Source organism: Stenotrophomonas sp. HMSC10F06 (assembly GCF_001807865.1).
GTDB lineage: Bacteria > Pseudomonadota > Gammaproteobacteria > Xanthomonadales > Xanthomonadaceae > Stenotrophomonas > Stenotrophomonas bentonitica_A.
In genome coordinates this window covers 219640-241297 of sequence record NZ_KV791291.1, presented here as the reverse complement: position 1 = coordinate 241297, position 21658 = coordinate 219640, and the positions used below count along the sequence as shown (strand labels likewise).

Genomic DNA, 21658 nt, shown 5'->3' with positions numbered 1-21658 from the left:
GGGGCAGCCCGGCTGCCCCCATTTCATGCGGATGAGCACCCAGCCCCTGCGTTTCGATAACCGCTTCATCCGTGACCTGCCCGGCGATCCGGAAACCGGCCCGCGCGTGCGCGAGGTGCGCCAGGCCGCGTGGTCCTCGGTGATGCCGACCCCGGTCGCCGCCCCACAGCTGCTGGCGTACTCGCCGGACGTGGCCGCGCTGCTGGGCATGGGCGAGGACCTGATCCAGAGCGAGGACTTCGCACGGGTGTTCGGCGGCAATGCGCTATATGCCGGGATGGCACCGTGGGCGGCCAACTACGGTGGGCATCAGTTCGGCCACTGGGCGGGGCAGCTCGGCGATGGCCGTGCGATCTCGCTGGGCGAACTGCTCACCCCGGAAGGGGCGCACTGGGAACTGCAGTTGAAGGGCGCCGGGCGCACGCCTTACTCGCGCGGTGCCGATGGGCGTGCGGTGCTGCGCTCGTCGATCCGCGAGTTCCTGTGCAGCGAGGCGATGCATCACCTCGGCGTGCCGACCACGCGCGCGTTAAGCCTGGTCGGCACCGGCGATGCGGTCGTGCGTGACATGTTCTATGACGGTCATCCGCAGGCCGAACCCGGCGCGATCGTCTGCCGCGTCGCGCCGTCCTTCATCCGTTTCGGCACGTTCGAACTGCCGGCCTCGCGCGGCGACACCCCGTTGTTGCGGCAACTGGCCGATGTCTGCATCGCGCGTGATTTCCCTGCGCTGGCCGACGCCGGCCAGGCGCGCCATGCACGCTGGTTCGCCGAGATCTGCGAACGCACCGCCGTCCTGGTCGCGCACTGGATGCGCGTAGGGTTCGTGCACGGCGTGATGAACACCGACAACCTGTCGATTCTGGGTCTCACCATCGATTACGGCCCGTATGGCTGGGTAGAGGACTACGATCCGGAGTGGACCCCCAACACCACCGATGCGCAGGGCCGGCGGTATCGCTTCGGCACGCAGCCGCAGGTGGCGTACTGGAATCTCACCCGGCTCGCGCAGGCATTGGCACCGCTGTTCGAGGATGTCACCCCGCTGCATGACGGGCTGGCGCGTTTCCAGCAGGTGCACGCCGAATGCGAGCGCGCCGACATCGCCGCCAAGCTGGGCCTGGACACCTGCCGCGATGACGATGTGGCGCTGATGGGCGCGTGGCTGGAGATCCTGCACGAGGGGGAGATGGACATGACCATCGCCTTCCGTGGCCTGATGGATCTCGATCCCGCCGCGCCGTCGGTGGCGGTGCTGGAAGACGCGTTCTACAGCCCGGCACGCCGGGAAGCGGTGCTGCCGTCATTGCAGGCGTGGCTGCAGCAGTACGCGGCGCGGCTGCGCGCCGATGGGCTGAGCGCGCAGGCGCGGGAGCAGCAGATGGGCCGCGCCAACCCGGTGTACGTGCTGCGCAACTGGCTGGCCCAGGAAGCGATCGAGCAGGCCGAGCAGGGCGATCCGAGCGGTGTGCACACGCTGCTGGAGGTGTTGCGACGCCCGTATGAGGTACAGCCCGGGCGGGAGCACTTCGCGGGCAAGCGGCCCGAGTGGGCCCGTGAGAAGGCCGGCTGCTCGATGCTGTCCTGCAGCTCATAGCGCAGTGCGGGCGATGCCCTGGTTGCTGCCCGCCATCGGACGTTTCCACCCGTGAATTCTGCCTTGATGCCGCCTGGCTGATGCTGGGCCGTGCGCGTCGCCGAGCCTGCGTCTACGACAATGGTCGTACGGGCGATGTTCGATAATCGCACACATAGTCGATAAACGCACTTGAATGGTGCAGTGCGATAAACCTACTTTCAATCCCGTTCCAAGCGATCCACCTCTGGCGGGCGAGGGCAGTACCGAACCGGTACTGAAGCCAGGTGCAGGGGAAGACCGCCGGAGTTCCTTTCCCTGTGCGGAGTATGCGCATGCGTTGCCGTCTGTCTGCTGTTTCCCTGTCCCTGCTTGCCGTGCTGCCGTCGCTGGCACAGGCCTTCCAGGCCGAGCCTGCGCGCACGGCGCTTGAGGTGCTGAAGGTGGAGCGCTATGCCGATGATGCCAACCCGGGCTCGTTGCGCTGGGCGATCAGCACCGCCAACCAGGCGCCGGGGCGCTACCGGATCGAGATTGCCGCGGTGGGCAATGCGCCGTACGTGATCCGTCCGGCCACGCCGCTGCCGGAGATCGTCGGGCCGGTGCAGATCGTCGGCACGCCGTGGGCACGCGATGGGCAGTACGTCGCCATCGACGGCTCGTCCTATGTCACCGGCAGCGGCACCGATGCCTGCCCGGGGACCGAACCGGGCCAGTCCGGCACCAACGTGCGTACCACCACGCTGCCGGGACTGGTGCTTCGTGATACCCGCGGCGTCGAACTGACCGGGCTGGAGATCCGCAATTTCTGCATCGGGGTGCTGATCAACCGCAGCAGCCACAGCGAGATCCACGACAACCGCATCGTCGCCAACAAGGGCGGCGCCGGCATCATGCTCACCGGCGACGACGGCAAGGGCCAGTCCACCGCCACCACCACGGTGCACAACCGGATCGTGCGCAACCAGTTCGTGGACAACGGCGATGGGCTGGAGCTGACCCGCGGTGCAGCCTGGAACCTGGTGGCCGACAACCTGTTCCAGTCCACCGCCGCCAATCCCGAACCGTCGCAGGGCATCGAGATCCTGTGGGGCAATGACAACACGGTGGTGCGCAACCGCTTCGTCGATTATTCCGACGGCCTGCAGATCAACTGGGGCAACCGCAACTACATCGCGGCCAATACCTTCACCGGCAATTCGATCGGCCTGAGCATCACCGGCAGCGGGAACGTGGTGGACGGCAACACCATCACCGGCAATGGCATCGGCATCGCGGTGCGGCCGCAACCGGTCAGCGCACCGAATCGCTTCAGCGCCAACCGTATCTTCGATAACGGGCTGAAGATCGAGCGTTGTGAAGCCGGTGGTGCGTGCGTCAAGGACCAGCCGCGCGGCGCCATCGTGTTCGGGGTGCCGGGGCTGGAGCACGCCAGCTTCATCGGTTCGCGCGGGCGCGGGGTGGACAACGATCCGGCCAAGCGTGCGCGTATCTGCACCGCGCCGGGGCAGGCCGAGTGCCAACCGGCCCCCAATCTCGGCCAGGCCGCCCCGACGCTGCAGGCCGTGCACGGCAAGGGTGCCGCGCGCACGGTGCAGGGGGTCTTCCAGGGCATGCCAGCGCAGCGCTATCAGCTGGAGCTCTTCGGCAACCGCGCCGCGCACGGTCGCGAAGCCGAACGCCTGCTCGGCAACGTCGAGGCGATCACCGATGCACAGGGGCAGGGCCGCTTCACGCTGGCGCTGCCGACCACCGGCGAGACGGCCGAGATCGCCACCGTGACCGCCACCGCGACTTCCGCGCTGGGCGCGACCTCGCCCCTCAGCGCGCCGCTGTCGCTGCGCTGACTCCCTCTTCGAGACACACCCATGGCTGCTCTGATCCGAACCTCTCTATCCACGCTGGTCGCCACGGCGCTGCTGTGCCCGGCGTTGGCCGCCGCACAGTCCGCCAACCGCTACGACGGCGCCACCCTCACCGGCGATTGGGGTGGCACCCGCACCGCGCTGGACGAACGTGGCATCCGCTTCCGCGGCGACTATGTCGGCGAGGCGATGGGCGTGGTCGACGGCGGTTATGGCCGAACCGGCGCGCGCTATGCCCAGCAGGTGCGCGTGGGCGTGGATCTGGACATGGGCACACTGGCCGGCTGGAGCGGCGGCGCGTTCCACGTCACCCTCAACGACCGTCGCGGCAACAGCACCTCGGCCGATCTGGTCGGCAACCGCTTCCCGATCCAGGAGGCCTACGGTGGCCAGTACACCCGCCTCACCGAAGCCAGCTACGACCAGACCTTCAACGCCGGCCAGTCGTATTTCAAGCTGGGCTACTACGCGATGGGCAACCAGTTCGGCCTGCACAGCCTGCTGACCCACTTCGTCAATGCGGCGTTCTGTGCGCATCCGCTGGCGATGTCCGGCAACAGCGGCTGGTACAACTACCCCACGGCGCGCTGGGGGGGTGAAGTGGCCCAGCAGGTCAGCCCGGCGCTGAACGTGCGCACCGGGTGGTTCCAGGTCAACCCCAATCTGGGCGGCAACATCGAACGCAATGCCTTCCGTCCGTTCGTCTCGGGTACCACCGGCTCGCTGTTCCCGGTGGAGGTGACCTGGACGCCGGACAAGGGCGGCGCCCATCCGGGCGTGTACAAGTTCGGTGGCTACTACGACACCTCACGGGTCAACCAGCGTGGCCTGGATACCTCGCCGACCACGGGGCGCCACGGTGCCTACGTGCTGGCCGAGCAGCGCCTGACCCGCGAAGCAGGGGATCCGCAGCGCGGGCTGACCGCGTTCGCGCAGTACATGGTGTCCGACACCGATACCGCGCAGATCAGGCGCTGGTATGCGCTGGGCGGTGTCTACCAAGGCATCGGCTCGCGCGCGCAGGACAGCATCGCGCTGGGCTATGTCGGTGCGGACATCAACCGCCGCCTGGTCGATGCGCGCCGCGCCGATCTCGTCGGCATGGGCGTGCCGGGCGATTCGCCGCTGTACCAGCTCAGCCAGGCAGAAGAACTGTTCGAGCTGTCCTACAGCATCCAGGTCACGCCCTGGCTGATGATCCGCCCGGACGTGCAGTACATCGTCAATCCCGGCACGTTCGCCTATACCCGCACCGACAACGCCTGGGCGTTGGGTGTACAGACCAAGGTCACCTTCTGATGCGCGTGCTCACTCCCTATCTGTTGGCCGCCGTGCTGGGCGGCGTGGCATCCGTTGCGCAGGCCGCCCCACCGGCGGTGACGCCGTTGCAGGTCGGTGCGCTGCGCATCGGTGAAGGCGCGCCGCGCACCATCGTGCCGATCACCGGCGCCACCGCCGAACTGGCGCTGCAGCAGGCGGCGGCGATCGCGGCCAGCCCGGCCACCGACCTGGCCGAATGGCGCATCGATTACCTGGACATCGCCACCGACGGCAAGGCGCTGGTCGCGCTCGGCAAGCGCATCGCGCGCACGCTGGACGGCAAGCCGATGATCGTCACCTTCCGCACCCAGGCCGAAGGCGGAAGCAAGCCGATCAGCGATGCAGACTATGCCGCGCTGTACACCACGCTGCTGCGTGGCCAGTTCGCCCAGTTGATCGACGTGGAGATGTTCCGCGACCCGGCCCGGGTCGCGGCCCTGGTCGAGCAGGCACACAAGGCCGGGGTGAAGGTGGTGATGTCCAGCCACGACTTCCACGCCACGCCCGCCCGCGAGGAAATCATCGCGCGGCTGCTGCGGCAGGATGCGATGGGTGCGGACGTGCTCAAGATCGCGGTGATGCCGCACGACGCGGGTGATGTGCTCACCCTGCTGGATGCCACCTGGCAGGTCCGCCAGCGCAGCAGCAAGCCGCTGCTGACCATGTCCATGGGCGGGACCGGCGTGGTCTCCCGGCTGGCCGGTGAGACCTTCGGCCAGGCACTGACCTTCGGCATGATCGGCACGCCTTCGGCCCCGGGCCAGGTCGAGGTCGACCAGCTGCAGTCGGTGCTCCAGGTCATCCATGCCTCCAGCCAGGCCGGTCGTTGAGACCTCCCCGCCGGACACCCTCCGCATTACGTTGTCGCAGGATCCTTGTATGAGCCATGCCGCCGCCTCCGCTTCCCCGCTCGTGCTCGAGCGGATGAGCCCCTTCCAGTGGACCGCCATCGCGATCTGCGTGCTGTTGAACATGCTCGATGGCTTCGATGTGATGGTGATGGCCTTCACCGCGCCGCACGTATCGGCCGACTGGGGGCTGTCGGGCAAGGTGCTGGGCATCATGCTCAGTGCGGGCCTGGTCGGGATGGCACTGGGCTCGTTCCTGCTCGCGCCGCTGGCCGACCGCTGGGGCCGCCGGCCGATGATCATGCTCTGCCTGGTCATCCTGACGGTGGGCATGGCCGCATCGGCGCTGGCCGCCAATGCCTGGCAGCTTGCGGCACTGCGTGTGTTCACCGGCATCGGCATCGGCGGCATGCTGGCCGGGGTAGGGGTGATCACGGCCGAGTATGCCAACGCTAAATGGCGCAGCACGGCGGTGGCGATGCAGGCCACCGGGTATCCCATCGGGGCCACCCTCGGCGGCCTGCTGGCGGCGTGGATGCTGGAGCATTTCAGCTGGCACAGCGTGTTCCTGATCGGCGCCGGTGCGTCGCTGCTGTGCATTCCGCTGGTGCTGGCCTGCCTGCCCGAATCGCTGGACTTCCTGGTCGCGCGGCGGCCGAAAGATGCCTTGCCGCGGCTCAATGCGTTGCTGGTGCGCATGCGCATGCCGGCGCTGCAGGCACTGCCGCCGGCACCGGTGCGTGCCGATGGACGCAAAGGCTATGCCGCACTGTTCGTGGGCGACCTGCGCCGGGTGGCGGTACTGATCGCGCTGGCCTTCTTCCTGCACATGTTCGCGTTCTACTTCGTCCTGAGCTGGACCCCGAAACTGCTGGTCTCGGCCGGCGTCTCGGCGCAGCAGGGCATCACCGGCGGCGTGCTGCTCAATCTCGGGGGCATCGTGGGTGGCAGCCTGTTCGGCTGGCTCGCCTCGCGCTGGGCACTGTCGCGGCTGACCGCAGCCAGCCTGGTACTGGCCATGCTGGCGATGCTGCTGTTCGCCGCCTTCAACACCCGCCTGGAGATCGCCTTCCCGATCGCGTTCGTCATCGGCGCAGCGCTGTTCGGTGCGATGGCCGGGCTGTACGCGGCCGCGCCGGTGGTGTTCGCGGCGGACGTGCGCACCACCGGCCTTGGCTGGGCGATCGGCATCGGGCGTGTCGGCGCGATTCTCTCGCCGCTGAGTGTTGGCCTGCTCGTCGATGCGGGGTGGTCGCCGGCAGCGCTGTACGTGCTGTGCGCGCTGCCGCTGGCACTGGCTGCGTGGGCCTGCCTGGGCCTGCGCGTCGGCGTTGGCCAGACGCGTACCTGAGCGCCGCGGCGCATGACGATGATGTGCGATTATCGAATCAAGTGGCCGAATATCGGATTGACCGTGCGGAGTGCGCTGCGCACCATGGTCACCTCCAGAGTCTTCCCGCAGGTGGCCGCGCATCGCAGCGCGTGGCAAGGAGCAATGCAGTGATCGACAAGACCGTGGCCAGCGCTGACGCAGCGGTGGCCGATATCCACGACGGCGCAACGGTGATGATCGGCGGCTTCGGTACCGCCGGCATGCCCGACGCGCTGATCGATGCCCTGATCGCGCAGGGCGCGCGCGGGCTGACCATCATCAACAACAACGCCGGCAACGGCGACAGCGGGCTGGCCGCACTGATCCAGCACAAGCGCGTGCGTCGCATCATCTGTTCGTTCCCACGCCAGTCCGATTCGCAGCATTTCGATGCGGCCTACCGCGCCGGCGAGATCGAGCTGGAGCTGGTGCCGCAGGGCAACCTGGCCGCGCGCATCCATGCGGCCGGCTCGGGGCTGGGCGCGATCTTCACCCCCACCGGTTACGGCACCGAGCTTGCACAAGGCAAGGAAACCCGCGAAATCGACGGCCGCCATTACGTGCTCGAGTATCCGCTGCATGCCGACTTCGCGTTGATCAAAGCGCACCATGGCGACCGCTGGGGCAACCTGGTCTACCGCAAGACCGCGCGCAATTTCGGCCCGCTGATGGCGATGGCCGCGCGCTGTGCGATCGTCCAGGTTGAATCGGTGGTGCCGCTGGGTGAACTCGATCCCGAGGCGGTGGTGACCCCGGGGATCTTCGTGCAGCGGGTGGTCGAACTTCCCGCGTCCACCGGTGCAGGAGCGCGCGCATGAACCGCCTCAGCCGCGAACAGATGGCCGCCCGCGTTGCGCGGGACATCCCCGAAGGTGCCTACGTGAATCTGGGCATCGGTCTGCCGACCACGGTGGCCAACTTCCTGCCGGCCGACAAGGAGATCTTCCTGCAGTCGGAGAACGGGCTGCTGGGCATGGGCCCGGCACCGGCCGCCGGTGATGAGGACCCGGACCTGATCAACGCCGGCAAGCAGCCGGTCACCCTGCTCACCGGTGGCTGCTATTTCCACCATGCCGATTCGTTCGCGATGATGCGCGGCGGCCACCTGGATATCTGCGTGCTCGGTGCGTTCCAGGTCTCGGCGCAGGGCGACCTGGCCAACTGGAGCACCGGTGCGGCCGATGCGATTCCGGCGGTAGGTGGTGCGATGGATCTGGCGATTGGCGCCAAGCAGGTCTTCGTGATGATGGACCTGCTCACCAAGCAGGGGCAGAGCAAGCTGGTGGCCGAATGCAGCTACCCGCTGACCGGGCTGCGCTGCGTCTCGCGGGTCTATACCGATGTCGCCGTGTTCGACCTGGGCAAGGACGGCGCGACGGTGCTGGAGATGGTCGACGGGGTGACGCTGGCGCAGCTGTGCGAGCTGACCGGCCTGCCGCTGCAGATGCGTGAAGGAGCCTGACATGAGCCTGCACGAAACCTATATCGTCGATGGTATCCGCACCCCGATCGGCCGTTATGCCGGTGCGCTGTCCGGCATCCGTGCCGACGACCTGGGCGCGCTTCCGATCAAGGCGCTGCTGGCACGTCACCCGCAGCTGGACCCGGCGCTGATCGAAGAGGTGTACCTGGGCTGTGCCAACCAGGCCGGCGAGGACAACCGCAACGTGGCACGGATGAGCCTGTTGTTGGCCGGTCTGCCGGTCAGCGTGCCGGGCAGCACCGTCAACCGGTTGTGCGGCTCGGGCCTGGATGCGATCGGCACGGTGGCCCGCGGCATCGCCGCTGGCGAACTCGGGTTGGCCATCGCCGGGGGGGGCGAATCGATGTCGCGTGCGCCGCTGGTGATGGGCAAGCCGGGTGCCGCGTTCGCGCGTGACCAGACCCTGGAAGACACCACCATGGGCTGGCGCTTCATCAACCCGCGCCTGCGCGAGCTGCACGGCGTGGAAACCATGGGCCAGACCGCGGAAAATGTCGCCGAGCGCTACGCGATCTCGCGCGAGGACCAGGATGCCTTTGCGCTGCGCAGCCAGCAGCGCACCGCTGCGGCCCAGCAGCGCGGATTCTTCGAGGGCGAGATCGTCGCGGTTGATGCGCCGGGCCGCAAGCGCGGCGAAAGCGTGCGCGTGGCGCACGACGAACACCCGCGTGCCGATACCACGATCGAGGCGCTGGCCAGGCTCAAGCCGCTGTTCCGCCAGCCGGGCACCGTCACGGCCGGCAATGCCTCGGGCATCAACGATGGTGCGGCCGCATTGCTGCTGGCCTCCGGTGCGCAGGTACAGGCGCTGGGGCTGACGCCGCGCGCGCGCATCCTCGGGTTTGCCAGCGCCGGCGTGGAGCCGGCGATCATGGGCATGGGTCCGGTGCCGGCCACCCGGCGCCTGCTGGCCCGGTTGGGCCTGGGCATCGGCGATTTCGATGCGATCGAGCTCAATGAGGCCTTCGCCTCGCAGGGGCTGGCCTGCCTGCGCGAGCTTGGGCTCGCCGACGATGCCGCGCACGTCAATGCCAACGGCGGCGCCATCGCGCTCGGTCATCCGCTGGGCATGAGCGGCGCGCGGCTGGCACTCACACTGCTGCGCCAGCTGGAGGCCAGCGGTGGCCGACGCGGCCTGGCCACCATGTGCATCGGTGTCGGCCAGGGCGTGGCGCTGGCGATCGAGCGCGTCTGAATCCGTTTTCCACTTTTCCGCTTCACGGCCGCTGTCGCCTCGGCGTGGCAGCGTGCCGTAGCACCACAGCCGCGGTCTTCCGGCCGCCCGCCAACTGGAGTACGCCATGAGCGATCCCACTGACCTGCGCGGTTACCGCAGGCCGTATCCCGGCACCCAGCCGGACCGCATCCATCTGCCGTATGCCTCCACGCGCCTGCGCGGCCCGGGGCGCGATCCGATCCGGATTCCGGCCACGTTGTCCGAAGTGACCGGGCCCGCCCTGGACCGCATCACCCTGGGCAAGCACGCGGCCGACCTGACCGCCGGCTTCAAGGGCCAGCCGCTGGGCGAGCGCATCGTGGTCAGTGGCCGGGTGCTGGATGAGAACGGGCGCCCGGTCCGCAACCGCGTGGTCGAGGTGTGGCAGTGCAACGCCGCCGGCCGCTACCTGCACAAGGGCGACCAGCACGACGCACCGCTGGACCCCAACTTCACCGGTACCGGCCAGGTGCTCACCGATGATCACGGTCGCTACCGCTTCACCACCATCAAGCCGGGCGCGTATCCGTGGCGCAACCACTTCAACGCGTGGCGGCCGGCGCACATCCATTTCTCGCTGCATGGCGAGGGCATCGGGCAGCGTCTGGTCACCCAGATGTACTTCCCCGGCGATCCGCTGCTGGCGTTCGATCCGATCTACAACTGCGTGGACGATGACAAGGCCCGCGCGCGCATGGTGTCTTCGTTCGATTGGGAAAACACCGAGAACGAATTCGCGCTGGGCTATCGTTTCGATATCGTCCTGCGCGGCCGCAAAATGACCGTGTGGGAGTAAGCAGATGAGTTTCCAATCCACTCCGTGGCAAACCGTGGGCCCGTACTACCGCCTGGGCCTGGAACCGCTGTACCGCACCGATATCGCACCGGCACAGGCGCAGGGTGAGCGCGTGCAGGTGCAGGGGCAGGTGTTCGATGGCCTGGGCGTTCCCGTGTCCGATGCCGTGCTGGAAATCTGGCAGGCCGATGCGCAGGGCATCTATGCGCACCCGGAAGACCCGCGGCATGCCGATCACGATCCAGCGTTCGACGGCTGGGGCCGAGTGCCGACCGATGAGCAGGGGCGCTTTGCCTTCACCACGGTGCGCCCGGGCAGCGTCGCAGGGCCAAAGGGCCAGGCGCAGGCGCCGCACCTGATGGTGCTGGTGTTCATGCGCGGCCTGCTGCGGGCGGCCAGTGCGCGCCTGTATTTCAGCGACGCCCCCGGCACTGCCGAGGATCCGATCCTGGCCCTGGTGCCGGCCGAGCGCCGCGCCACCCTCATCGCACAGGCCCAGGGCAATGGCCTGTACCACTGGGACGTGCGCATGCAGGGTGAGCTGGAAACGGTCTTCTTTGATTACTGAGCCCGCCCTGCACGTCGCGCCGACCGCGCGCGGGTAAGCTGGTTCCTACTGTGAATGGATGGCGCGTGATGAGCGATTCCTACTCCCTGCTCGGTGGCCTGTTCGGTGCGCCGGAGGTCGATGCGGTGTTCACCGACACCGCGCGGTTGCAGGCGATGCTCGATGTTGAAGCCGCGCTCGCACGGGCGCAGGTGCGCTGTGCGGTGATCCCCGCCGCGGCGTTGGGGCCGATCGAAGCGGCGTGCCAGGCCGCGCTGTATGACGTGTCAGCGCTGGGCCGTGCAACGGCGCTGGCCGGCAATCCCGCCATTCCGCTGGTCAAGGCGTTGACCGCGCAGGTGGCACGCGACAGCGCCGAGGCAGCGCGGTGGGTGCATTGGGGCGCGACCAGCCAGGACATCATCGACACCGGCGCGGTGCTGCAGTTGCGCGCCGCACTGGGCTGGGTGCAGGACCGCCTGCAGCTGCTCTGCGATGCCGTGGCGGGATTGGCCGATGCCGAACGCGGTACCGGTTTGCCCGGCCGCACGCTGCTGCAGCAGGCGGTGCCGGTGACCTTCGGCCTGAAGGCCGCCGGCTGGCTCGATGCACTGCAGCGCAGCCGGCGTCGCCTGCAGGCCCTGCATGCCGATACGCTGGTGCTGCAGTTCGGCGGTGCCGCGGGCACGTTGGCATCGCTGCAGACGCGCGGCCTGGACGTGGCCCAGGCGCTGGGCGAGGAGCTTGGGTTGCCGGTGCCTTCCTTGCCCTGGCACACCGCACGCGATCGCGTGGCCGAGTTCGGCAGCGCGTTCGCCTTATTGACCGGCACGCTGGGCAAGATCGCCACCGATATCGTGCTGCTGATGCAGTCCGAAGTGGCCGAGGCGTTCGAGCCGGCCGGCGAGGGCAAGGGCGGTTCTTCGGCCATGCCGCACAAGCGCAACCCGGTCGGCTGCGTGGCGGCGATCGCGGCGGCCAGCCGGGTGCCGGGTCTGCTGTCCACGCTGTTCGTGGCGATGCCGCAGCCGCACGAGCGCGCCGCTGGGCAGTGGCATGCCGAGTGGGAAACCGTGCCCGAGATCGTGCGCCTGTGCGCTGGCAGCCTGGCCCAGGTAACGGTAGTGCTGCAGGGCCTGCAGCTTGACCGCGCACGCATGCAGCAGCACCTGGACAGCCACGGCGGCCTGCTCTATGCCGAGGCGGTGGCGGTGACGCTGTCCGAAGTAATGGGAAAGTCTGCTGCACACGCGCTGGTGGAACACGCCGCGCGCCAGGCTCTTGCGCAGCACCAGCACCTGCGTGACGTGCTCGCGCAGATCCCCGAGGTCACCGCGCAGTTGTCGCCCACGCAACTGGACGCTTTGTTCGCACCCGACAGCTGGCGCGGCATGGCCGATACCTGGATCGACCGCGTACTGGCGCAGCGTTGATCCAATCATTTTCTGGAGTGTTGCATGCCGTTTCTTGAGCTGGAATCGCACCGCCTGCATTACCGCATCGATGGGGCGGTCGATGCGCCGTGGTTGACGTTCTGCAACTCGCTGGGCACCGACCTGCACATGTGGGACCGGCAGGTCGATGCGCTGTCGGCACGGTTCCGTATCCTGCGCTATGACCGCCGCGGGCATGGCCAGTCCAGCGCCGCCCCGGGCCTGTACAGCGTCGCCGGGCTGGGCGCGGACGTGGTTGCGCTGTGGGACCACCTGGGTGTGGAGCGCAGCCATTTCTGCGGGCTTTCCATCGGCGGCCTGACCGGGCAATGGCTGGGCGTGCATGCCGGCGAGCGCCTGCACACGCTGACCGTAGCCGCCACGGCCGCGAAGATCGGCACGCCGGAAAGCTGGAACACACGCATTGCCCAGGTGCAACGCGACGGCCTGCTGCCGCTGCGCGAGGGAACGGCCGAGCGCTGGTTCACCCCGGCCTTCGCGCAGGCGGAGCCGGCCGTGGTGGAGGACATCCTGCAGCGCTTCGTTGCCACGGACGTGGGCGGTTACATCGGCTGCTGCCATGCCGTGGCCACGGCCGACTTCCGCGATCAGCTGGGGCGCATCCAGGTGCCGACACTGGCGATCGCCGGCGACGATGATCCGGTGTGCCCGCCGGCGGATCTGGACGCCATCGCGCAGGGTGTGGCCGATGGCCACGCCATCACTGTGCCCGGGCGCCACATCTGCAACATCGAATCCGCCGTGGCGTTCACAGCAGCGCTCGCCGCCCATCTTCGCTGACCGGCCACCGATGGTCGGCACGCCCCCACCTCACAACGAGCAGCCCACAATGGACGAACAGGAACGATACGAAGCCGGCCTCGCCGTACGCCGCGCCGTGCTCGGTGACGCGCACGTAGAGCGCTCGCTGCAGGCACGCACCGATTTCACCGAGGAGTTCCAGGCCTTCATCACGCGCACGGCGTGGGGCACGGTCTGGACGCGCGAGGGCCTGCCGCGGCATACCCGCTCGCTGTTGACCATCGTGATGATGGTGGCGCTGGGTCACGACGAAGAGTTCAAGCTGCACATCCGCGCCGCCCGCAACAACGGCGTCACCCCGGACGAGATCAAGGAAGCCTTGCTGCAGGCTGCGATCTACTGTGGCGTACCTGCCGCCAATCACGCCTTCGCGCTGGCCAGGCCGATCCTCGAAGAGCAGGCGGGCGAACAGACCGGGTGACGGCATCGCCGGCCACCGACGCCATCGTCGGCTACCGACGCACCGGTAGTGCCGGCCGCTGGCCGGCAACCCCACAACGCCAGACAACCCCGCCTCAGTGCAGCAGGTTGCCCAGCCGCTGGGCCGCTTCGCGCAGCCGCGGCAGCAGCTGCGATTGCATGACGCCCAAGCTGATGCGCCCGGCCTGGGTGCCGATGTTGAGGGCGCCCACCACGGTGCCATTGCGTGCATGCACCGGTACGGCGATCGAGCGCAGGCCGATCTCCAGTTCCTGGTCCACCAGGGAAACACCATCGCGGCGCACGCGATCGAGCATCTCCAGGAAGTCCTCCATGCGCGTGACGGTGCGCTCGGTGCGGGGCCGCAACGGATTGCGCTCCAGGTAGCTTTCCAGCGTGTCGCGCGGCAATGCCGCGAGCAGCACGCGGCCCATCGAGGTGCAGTACGCCGGCAGGCGGCTGCCGGCGCGCAGGCCGATCGACATGATCCGAACTGTTTCAGCGCGGGCCACGTAAAGCACATCATCACCGTCGAGCACGCCCAGCGAGCACGACTCATGCAGGTCGTCGCGAAGCGCATCCAGCACGGGCTGGGCAGCAGCGGTCATCGACGAAGAGGCCACGTAGGCGCCGCCAATGCCGAGCACGCGCGGCAGCAGCACGAAGCCACGGCCCTGCTCACCCACGTAGCCCAGCTTCTCCAGTGTGTACAGCACGCGCCGCACGGCCGCGCGCGAAATACCGGTTTCGGTGCTGATCTGCGACATCGTCACTTCGCGCGGGTGCTGCGAAAACACACTCAGCACGACCAGGCCACGGCCAAGGGACGTCATGAAATCCGGATCGCCCTGGTTGTCCTGGATCTGCTGCATCAGCTCGTGGCTGAGCCCGCGATCCTGCGGTGGGGCAGGGGCGCGCTTGGGACGACGGCTGGGAGGTGCGGCAGACATGGCGGTGATTCGTGCTCGGTGATCGTGCATGGTAAGGGCTGCACGCGGCGAAGCGAAGCCGCCGCGCCACGGTCGGTGGACCGTGGCGCGCGCGAATCAGCGCGTGGCCGGCAACGCGTAGGCGATCACGTAGTCACCACGATCCGGCGACTGGCGTGCGCCACCGGCCGAGATCACCACGTACTGGCGGCCGGTCTTCGGCGATACATACGTGATCGGCGTGCCTTGGCTGCCTACCGGCATGCGGGCTTTCCACACTTCTTCGCCGGTGCGGCTGTCGTAGGCGCGCAGGTAGTAATCCTGGGTGCCCGCGAAGAACAGCAGACCCGATTGCGTGGCCAGCGAGCCGCCCAGGGTCGGCATGCCGATCGGAATCGGCAGGCGCATCTTGATGCCCATCGGCCCGGTGTCCTTGACCGTGCCGACCGGCACCTGCCAGACCAGCTCGTGCGTGGCCAGGTTGATCGCCGACATCGTGCCGAACGGCGGTTGCTGGCACGGGATGCCCAGCTTGGACAGGAAGCGATCGCGCAGCGAGCCATACGGCGTGCCGGTCTGCGAGGCGGCGCCCATTTCCACGCCGCCGGCGCCTTCGGTCATCTGCGCGCGCGGAATGAGCTTGGTCCACAGGCCCAGGCGCATGTCGTTGACGAACAGGTAGCCGGTGGTCGGATCCACCGATGCGCTGCCCCAGTTCATGCCGCCCAGCGAACCGGGCCACTGCAGCGCGAGGTCTTCGCCCGGCGGGGTGAACATGCCCTCGTAGCGGAAGCCCTTGAACTGGATGCGGCACAGCATCTGATCGATCGGCGTGGCGCCCCACATGTCCGATTCGGCCAGGGTCTGCGCACCGATCTGCGGCAGGCCGACCGACAGCCGCTGGGTCGGGGAATAACGCTCACCATCGGCCTTGCCCTGCGGCGCCTTGATGTCGCGCACCTCGGTGATCGGCTGGCCGGTGGCGCGGTTGAGCATGAACACCTGCCCGGCCTTGGTAACCTGCAGCAGGGCGGGCAGGGTGCCGCCCTTGCCATCGGGCACGTCGGTCAGGGTCGGCTGTGCGGGCAGATCGTAATCCCACAGATCGTGATGCACGGTCTGGTACACCCAGCGCTCTTTACCGGTGGCTACATCCAGCGCCACCACCGCCGAGCTGTACTTGTCATCCTGCGGGGTGCGCTCGCCGGCCCACTGGTCCGGCGTGGTGTTGCCGGTGGGCAGATAGACCAGGCCCAGCTGCGGGTCATAGGCCATCGAGGTCCACACATTCGGGGTGGCCCGGGTGTAATGGATCGAGGGATCCAGCGGCACTTCCGGGGTTTCCCTGGAAAGGTCCCAGACCCATGCCAGCGCACCGGTACGCACGTTGTAGGCGCGCACCACGCCGGACGGCTCGCCGACCTCGATGTTGTCGGCCACGCGGCCGCCCACGATCACCAGCTCACCGGCCACCAGCGGTGCGGCGGTGAGGGTGTAGAAGCCGGGCTTGATCTCGCCCATGCCCTGCTTGTGGTCGACCACGCCGTTGTCGCCGAAATCGGTGCACGGCGCGCCGGTGGCCGCATCCAGCGCGAACAGGCGCGCATCGATGGAGGTCATCAGGATCCGCTTTTCGCAGATCGCCGGCGCGCTACCGGCGACGGCGGCCGCCGGTGATTGCGGGGCTTCGGGCGCAGGCGCCGCCGGGGCAGCAGCCGCCACGGTGGGTACGCCACTCAAGGGCAGGCTGGCATCGAAGTAGCCCAGTCCGCGGCAGCGCTGCCAGTTCGGTGCGGTGGCCTTGGGATCGAACGCCCAGCGTTGCTGGCCGCTGTCCACATCCATCGCGATCACCCGGTTGTGCGGCGTGCACAGGTACAGGGTCTGCCCGATCTGCAGCGGCGTGAGCTGGTCTTCGGCGCCGAAGCCATCGCTCTGCGGCACATCGCCGGTGTGTGCGGTCCAGGCGACCTGCAGCTGGGCCACGTTGGCCGGTGTGATCTGGTCCAGCGCGGCGAAGCGGGTGCCGGCGGTGGTGTTGCCCCAGTGCATCCAGTCGCGCTGTTCGCTGCCCTTGGCGACCGGCACGACGGCCGGGCGCGCGCCCTGCGCGGTAACGACCGGACGCGGCTGGAAGGCGGAGACCGCTGTGCCCAGCAGGCCGACCAGCAGCAGGGCAGCGACGGCATAGGCCCCGCGCCCGGCGGGCTGCCCGCGGCTGCGCTTGAGCGCCGGCCAGGCCAGCGCCACCAGCATCGCCAGTACGGCAGGCATCACCAGCCGCGAGACCAGCGGCCAGAACGCCAGCCCGGCATCGGCCAGGGCCCACACCACGGTGGCGATGAAGGCCACCGCATACAGTGCCGCGCCGAGCGGACGTCGCAGGACCAGCAGCAGGCCGGCCAGCAGCGAACCGCCGCCCATCAGCAGGAAGTACCAGCTGCCGCCGAGCTGGACCAGGCGGATGCCGCCTACCAGCAGGGCAAGCCCGAACAGCATCACCACGATGCCAAGAATGACCACCAGAGTGCGGCCCAGGGCCGACGGTTTCGTGTTCTCGTCCACGTTGCATGAACCTCTACAGGAAATCCGGTGCCGACCGGCACCGGTCAGGCCCGCGCGCGCCGTGCGTGGCGGGGACCATGGGTCGCTTCGCTGCTTATCGCGGAAGCGAGGTGAACAACCAGTTAGGGCGATTATCGCACGTGTGTGCGAATTCGAGGTGAGCGGACGATGTCATTGCTGGAACGCAGCAATGCCCAGGCGCCGGCGACCGGCAGCCCCGCGCCGAAGCGTTTACCCTATGCCACCCTGTTCGTTTCCAACCCCATGACCGAGTCTTCCGCCACGCCCGCCTGGGCCGGCCGCCTGCGCGACATCGCCGATTTCCCCAAGCCGGGCATCCTGTTCAAGGACGTCATGCCGCTGCTCGCCGACGGCCCGGATTTCGCTGCCGCCATCGATGCGATGGTCGCGCCCTGGCGCGATGCCAACCTGCAGGCGGTGATGGGGATCGAGTCGCGCGGCTTCATCCTCGGCGCGGCCATGGCGCGGGTGCTGGGCGTGGGCTTCGTCCCGGTGCGCAAGCCGGGCAAGCTGCCGGGCAAGGTGCTGCGCCAGGATTACACCCTGGAATACCGCACCGACAGCATCGAAGTGCACGCCGATGCCTTGCCGGCCGGTGCACGCGTGCTGGTGATCGATGATGTGCTCGCCACGGGCGGCACCCTGCTGGCGGCGTTGTCGCTGGCCCGCCAGCTGCAGGTGGAGGTGGTCGGCGCGGCCGTGCTGGTGGAACTGGCCGGGCTTGGCGGCCGCGAGCGCTGGACGAGTGACGTGCCGCTGCTGGCGAACCTGGTGTACTGATTCCAGACGGCGCGCCGGCACTGGTAGTGCCGGCCGCTGGCCGGCACCTCAAACGCCCCAACGCAAGTGCAGCCGACCAACGGTCGGCTCTACCCAATGCGTGAAGCGATCAGCCGACCAACGGTCGGCTCTACCGCTCAGACATCCATCTTGCGTACGCGGAACCGGCGGCCCTTGATCTTGCCGGCCTCCAGCTGGGCGATCGCCCGGCCGGCCTGCTCGCGCGCAATGGCGACATACGAGCGCGTGGCGTAGATATCGATCTTGCCGATGTACTTGGCGGCCAGCCCGGCATCGCCGGTCAGCGCCCCCAGGATGTCGCCCGGGCGCAGTTTGTCGGTCTTGCCACCATCGATGCGCAGCGTGGTCATTGCCGCCTGCGGCAGCACCGGCGGGCGGGCCGTGGCCAGCGGCGTCTTCTGCCAGTCCAGCGGCTTGCGCTGTGCGGTTTCGAGCGCATCGGCGCGGTTGCGCTCGCGATGCGTCACCAGGCTGATCGCCAAGCCGGTCGCACCGGCGCGACCGGTACGGCCCACGCGATGCTCATAGGTTTCGATGTCGGTCGGCAGCTCGTAATTGATCACCGCCGCCAGGTCCTGCACATCCAGCCCGCGCGCGGCCACGTCGCTGGCGACCAGCACGTTGCAGCTGCGGTTGGCGAAGCGCACCAGCACTTCGTCGCGGTCGCGCTGTTCCATCTCGCCGTGCAGCGGCAGCGCGGAGAAGCCGAACTGCTGCAGCGAAATGGCGACATCGTCGACATCGCGGCGGGTGTTGCAGAACACCACGGCCGATTCGGGCGTGTACTTGAGCAGCAGGCCGGCCAGCGCCTTCTGCTTCAGTGCCAGCTCGGTCTCGCAGAACAGGTGGCGGATGGCCGGCGCATGGTCGGCGCCTTCCACGGTCACTTCCACCGGGTCGCGCAGCAGCACGCGGGCGATCTCGCGGATCTCATCCGGGAACGTCGCCGAGAACAACAGCGTCTGGCGGTCCTTGCTGGTGCGCCCGGCGATCTCGCGGATCGGCTCCTCAAAGCCCATGTCGAGCATGCGGTCGGCTTCATCCAGCACCAGGGTGGTGACGCCGCCCAGGTGCAGCACGCGCTTGCGGCCCAGTTCCTGGATGCGCCCGGGGGTGCCGACCACGACCTGCGGATCGTGCGCTTCCAGCGAGGCCAGCTGCGGGCCCAGCGGCATGCCGCCGGTCAGCACCAGCAGTTTGAGGTTCGGAATGCCGGTCGCCAGCTTGCGGATCTGCTTGCCGACCTGATCGGCCAGTTCGCGGGTCGGGCACAGCACCAGCGCCTGGGCGCGGGTCACCGACGGGTCCAGCGCCTGCAGCAGGCCCAGCCCGAAAGCCGCGGTCTTGCCGCTGCCGGTCGGGGCCTGTGCGATGACATCGCGGCGCTCAAGGATGGCCGGCAGGCTCTGGGCCTGCACGGGGGTGAGCGAGGTATAGCCCATGGCATCGATGCCGGGCAGCAGCGCTGGTTTCAGCGGCAGGGAGGAGAATTCAGACATGCGATAGTGTCGCAGAAGTCCGCCCGGCGTGCCTCAGCCCAGCAGTGCGCGCATGCCCAGGTTGATCCCCAGCCCGCCCGCCAGCAGCCAACCAAACAGCAGCAGCGCCAGCAGCAGCGGCTTCATACCGGCCTTGCGCAGGGCCGACACATGCGTGGTCAGGCCAAGCGCGGCCATGGCCATGGCCAGCAGCACGGTGTCCAGATCGATCGCCGCGCTGACGATGGCGGCCGGCAGCATCTGCAGCGAGTTGAGCCCGGCCACCGCGACGAAGCCGAACGCGAACCACGGCACCACGATCTTCGCGCGCTGGCCGCACGCACCCGGCACGCCACCGCGTGCGAGCAGCATCGACAGCCCGATCAGGAACGGGGCCAGCATCATCACCCGCACCATCTTGGCGATCACGGCCGTGTCGGCAGCCCCCTCGCTGACCGCGCGGCCGGCGGCGACCACCTGGGCGACTTCGTGCACGGTCGAGCCCGTGAACACGCCGTAGGCCTGGGTGTCCATCGGGATCCACCCGTGGGCAAGGTTGAGCTGGTACAGCGCCGGGTACAGGAACATCGCCAGCGTGCCGAACACCACCACGGTGGAGACCGCCACGGTCACCTGGTCCGCGCGCCCGCGCACCACCGGCTCGGCCGCCATCACCGCGGCCGCACCGCAGATCGAGCTGCCGGCACCGATCAGCAGGGCGCTCTCCCTGTCGAGGCCGAACCAGCGCGTGCCGGCCCACCACGCCAGCGCGAAGGTACTGGTCAGCACCAGCGCATCGGTCAGCACCCCGCCGACACCGACCTGGCCGATATCCTGGAAGGTCAGGCGCAGGCCGTACAGCACGATGCCCGCACGCAGCAGCCAGTGCTTGGAGAAGCCAACGCCGGCACCGGCCGAAGCCGCCAGCCGTGGGTAAAGCGTGTTGCCCAGCGCGATGCCGAGCACGATGGCCAGGGTCAGCGCGCTGATGCCGTGCCTCTGCAGCCACGGCAGCGGCGCCAGTCCCATGGCCGCTGCAGCCACGGCGCCGGTCAGCAGAAGCCCGGGAAGGCGGCCGCGCCAGCGCTGGGCGGTAGTGGGTGAGGGCAGGGCGGCTGCAGGGGTGTTCACGGGTAGCTCCAGTCAGATCACAGCGATAGCCTGCGCCCCGCGCATAAACCTGTAAAACGCATTGTTTCTGTTATTTCGACCTGTTTGGTGCGTTAATGGCCGTCATGCACCTCACCCTCCGCCAATGGCAGGTGTTCGTGGCGATCGCCGACGCCGGCACCACGGCTGCGGCAGGGGCGCAGCTGGCCTTGTCGCAATCGGCCACGAGCGCAGCGCTCAATGAACTGGAAAGCCAGCTGGCCAGCCCGCTGTTCGACCGCATCGGGCGCCGGCTGATCCTCAACCCGCAGGGTCGGGCGCTGCTGGATCCCGCCCGCGCGCTGCTGGTGGCCGCGGCCGATCTGGAGCGGCTGGCCGGGGTCGGGCAGGTCGCGTCCGGTGCGCAGCGCCTGCTGCTGCGCCTCGGGGCAAGCACCACGATCGGCAACTACCTGCTGCCGCCCCGCGTCGCCACGCTGCTGGCCGACAACCCCCAGGCCCAGGTGGACCTGCGGATCGGCAACAGCGCCGACGTCGTCGCGGCGGTCCAGCGCCTGGAGGTGGATCTGGGCCTGATTGAAGGGCCCTGCCACGAAAGTGGCCTGCAGGTGCTGCCGTGGCAACGCGACGACCTGGTCATCGTGGCCGCGACAGGGCCGGGGACCGCCCGCATGGATGTCGCGGCGCTGGCACAGGCCCGCTGGCTGCTGCGCGAGCCGGGCTCGGGCACCCGCGAGGCGGTCGAACAGGCGCTGTTGCCGCACCTGCACCACTTCGCCCGCGCCATGCAGCTGGGCAGCACCGAGGCGATCAAACAGGCGGCGGCAGCCGGGCTAGGTCTGGCGTGCCTGTCGCGGCATGCGGTCGCCGATCTGCTCGCGCTGGGGACGCTGACCGTGGTGAAAACGCCGCTGCCGCCCATGTCGCGCCAGCTGTGGCTGGTACGCCATCCCGGCAAGCGGGTGCCGCCGGTGCTGGGGGCGTTGCTGGGGCTGGCTGCGGACGCGTTCGGTCAGCAGTAAGCGACGCCGCGCATCGCCAGACCGTACAATGGTC

General features: G+C 68.7%; 19 protein-coding genes. 15 read left to right on the top strand and 4 right to left on the bottom strand.

From position 1 onward, the window contains the following. Window positions 1-31: 31 nt before the first annotated feature. From HMPREF3113_RS13020 to pcaC, 13 genes are all read left to right on the top strand, one after another. Window positions 32-1597, top strand: coding sequence for a protein adenylyltransferase SelO (locus tag HMPREF3113_RS13020; RefSeq protein ID WP_070473181.1), 1566 nt, complete (start codon window positions 32-34; stop codon window positions 1595-1597). Between the two features lie 314 nt (window positions 1598-1911). After that, complete coding sequence (locus HMPREF3113_RS13015) at window positions 1912-3423, top strand: right-handed parallel beta-helix repeat-containing protein (RefSeq protein ID WP_070473242.1); 1512 nt, start codon at window positions 1912-1914, stop codon at window positions 3421-3423. Between the two features lie 21 nt (window positions 3424-3444). After that, window positions 3445-4740, top strand: a complete 1296-nt coding sequence (locus tag HMPREF3113_RS13010; RefSeq protein ID WP_070427184.1) for a carbohydrate porin — start codon at window positions 3445-3447, stop codon at window positions 4738-4740. Continuing rightward, entirely contained in the window at window positions 4740-5591 is an 852-nt protein-coding gene (gene aroD, locus HMPREF3113_RS13005) for a type I 3-dehydroquinate dehydratase (RefSeq protein WP_070473178.1), read from the top strand. The genes HMPREF3113_RS13010 and aroD overlap by 1 nt, the downstream gene beginning before the upstream one ends. A 49-nt stretch (window positions 5592-5640) precedes the next feature. After that, window positions 5641-6960: an MFS transporter gene (locus HMPREF3113_RS13000; protein WP_019183127.1), complete on the top strand. Its 1320-nt coding sequence runs from the start codon at window positions 5641-5643 to the stop codon at window positions 6958-6960. Window positions 6961-7109: 149 nt separating this feature from the next. Further along, on the top strand, window positions 7110-7799 hold the full coding sequence (locus HMPREF3113_RS12995) for a 3-oxoacid CoA-transferase subunit A (RefSeq protein WP_019183125.1): 690 nt from the start codon (window positions 7110-7112) through the stop codon (window positions 7797-7799). Further along, window positions 7796-8443, top strand: a complete 648-nt coding sequence (locus tag HMPREF3113_RS12990; protein WP_046274345.1) for a 3-oxoacid CoA-transferase subunit B — start codon at window positions 7796-7798, stop codon at window positions 8441-8443. The genes HMPREF3113_RS12995 and HMPREF3113_RS12990 overlap by 4 nt, the downstream gene beginning before the upstream one ends. Window positions 8444-8450: 7 nt before the next feature. Continuing rightward, the gene (pcaF, locus tag HMPREF3113_RS12985) at window positions 8451-9659 is read left to right on the top strand and encodes a 3-oxoadipyl-CoA thiolase (RefSeq protein WP_070473239.1); all 1209 of its coding nucleotides are present in this window, start codon (window positions 8451-8453) and stop codon (window positions 9657-9659) included. A gap of 106 nt (window positions 9660-9765) precedes the next feature. Next, complete coding sequence (gene pcaH / locus HMPREF3113_RS12980) at window positions 9766-10476, top strand: protocatechuate 3,4-dioxygenase subunit beta (RefSeq protein ID WP_019183122.1); 711 nt, start codon at window positions 9766-9768, stop codon at window positions 10474-10476. A 4-nt stretch (window positions 10477-10480) separates the two neighbouring features. Next, entirely contained in the window at window positions 10481-11044 is a 564-nt protein-coding gene (pcaG, locus tag HMPREF3113_RS12975; RefSeq protein WP_070473175.1) for a protocatechuate 3,4-dioxygenase subunit alpha, read from the top strand. Window positions 11045-11112: 68 nt separating this feature from the next. After that, window positions 11113-12456, top strand: a complete 1344-nt coding sequence (locus HMPREF3113_RS12970) for a 3-carboxy-cis,cis-muconate cycloisomerase (RefSeq protein WP_070473172.1) — start codon at window positions 11113-11115, stop codon at window positions 12454-12456. A 24-nt stretch (window positions 12457-12480) separates the two neighbouring features. Then, a complete protein-coding gene (gene pcaD, locus HMPREF3113_RS12965) occupies window positions 12481-13257 on the top strand; it encodes a 3-oxoadipate enol-lactonase (RefSeq protein WP_070473169.1) in 777 nt (258 codons plus the stop codon). A gap of 49 nt (window positions 13258-13306) precedes the next feature. Then, window positions 13307-13699, top strand: a complete 393-nt coding sequence (pcaC, locus tag HMPREF3113_RS12960) for a 4-carboxymuconolactone decarboxylase (protein ID WP_019183118.1) — start codon at window positions 13307-13309, stop codon at window positions 13697-13699. A gap of 94 nt (window positions 13700-13793) precedes the next feature. Here the strand turns inward: pcaC and HMPREF3113_RS12955 are convergent, their stop codons facing one another. Further along, the gene (locus HMPREF3113_RS12955) at window positions 13794-14648 is read right to left on the bottom strand and encodes an IclR family transcriptional regulator domain-containing protein (RefSeq protein WP_026069769.1); all 855 of its coding nucleotides are present in this window, start codon (window positions 14646-14648) and stop codon (window positions 13794-13796) included. Between the two features lie 96 nt (window positions 14649-14744). Continuing rightward, window positions 14745-17192: a membrane-bound PQQ-dependent dehydrogenase, glucose/quinate/shikimate family gene (locus HMPREF3113_RS12950; RefSeq protein WP_083298802.1), complete on the bottom strand. Its 2448-nt coding sequence runs from the start codon at window positions 17190-17192 to the stop codon at window positions 14745-14747. Between the two features lie 264 nt (window positions 17193-17456). Here HMPREF3113_RS12950 and HMPREF3113_RS12945 point away from each other — a divergent pair, with 264 nt between their 5' ends. After that, window positions 17457-17993 carry an adenine phosphoribosyltransferase gene (locus tag HMPREF3113_RS12945; protein ID WP_070473232.1) on the top strand — a complete coding sequence of 179 codons (537 nt, stop codon included), beginning with the start codon at window positions 17457-17459 and terminating at the stop codon, window positions 17991-17993. Between the two features lie 137 nt (window positions 17994-18130). Here the strand turns inward: HMPREF3113_RS12945 and dbpA are convergent, their stop codons facing one another. Together dbpA and HMPREF3113_RS12935 are read right to left on the bottom strand one after the other, a co-directional pair. Further along, the gene (gene dbpA, locus HMPREF3113_RS12940) at window positions 18131-19513 is read right to left on the bottom strand and encodes an ATP-dependent RNA helicase DbpA (protein ID WP_070473167.1); all 1383 of its coding nucleotides are present in this window, start codon (window positions 19511-19513) and stop codon (window positions 18131-18133) included. 33 nt (window positions 19514-19546) lie between these two features. Further along, a complete protein-coding gene (locus HMPREF3113_RS12935; RefSeq protein WP_070473164.1) occupies window positions 19547-20623 on the bottom strand; it encodes a YeiH family protein in 1077 nt (358 codons plus the stop codon). Between the two features lie 104 nt (window positions 20624-20727). Between HMPREF3113_RS12935 and HMPREF3113_RS12930 the strand changes: the two genes are divergently transcribed. Further along, complete coding sequence (locus tag HMPREF3113_RS12930; protein ID WP_070473228.1) at window positions 20728-21624, top strand: LysR family transcriptional regulator; 897 nt, start codon at window positions 20728-20730, stop codon at window positions 21622-21624. Window positions 21625-21658 lie beyond the last annotated feature (34 nt).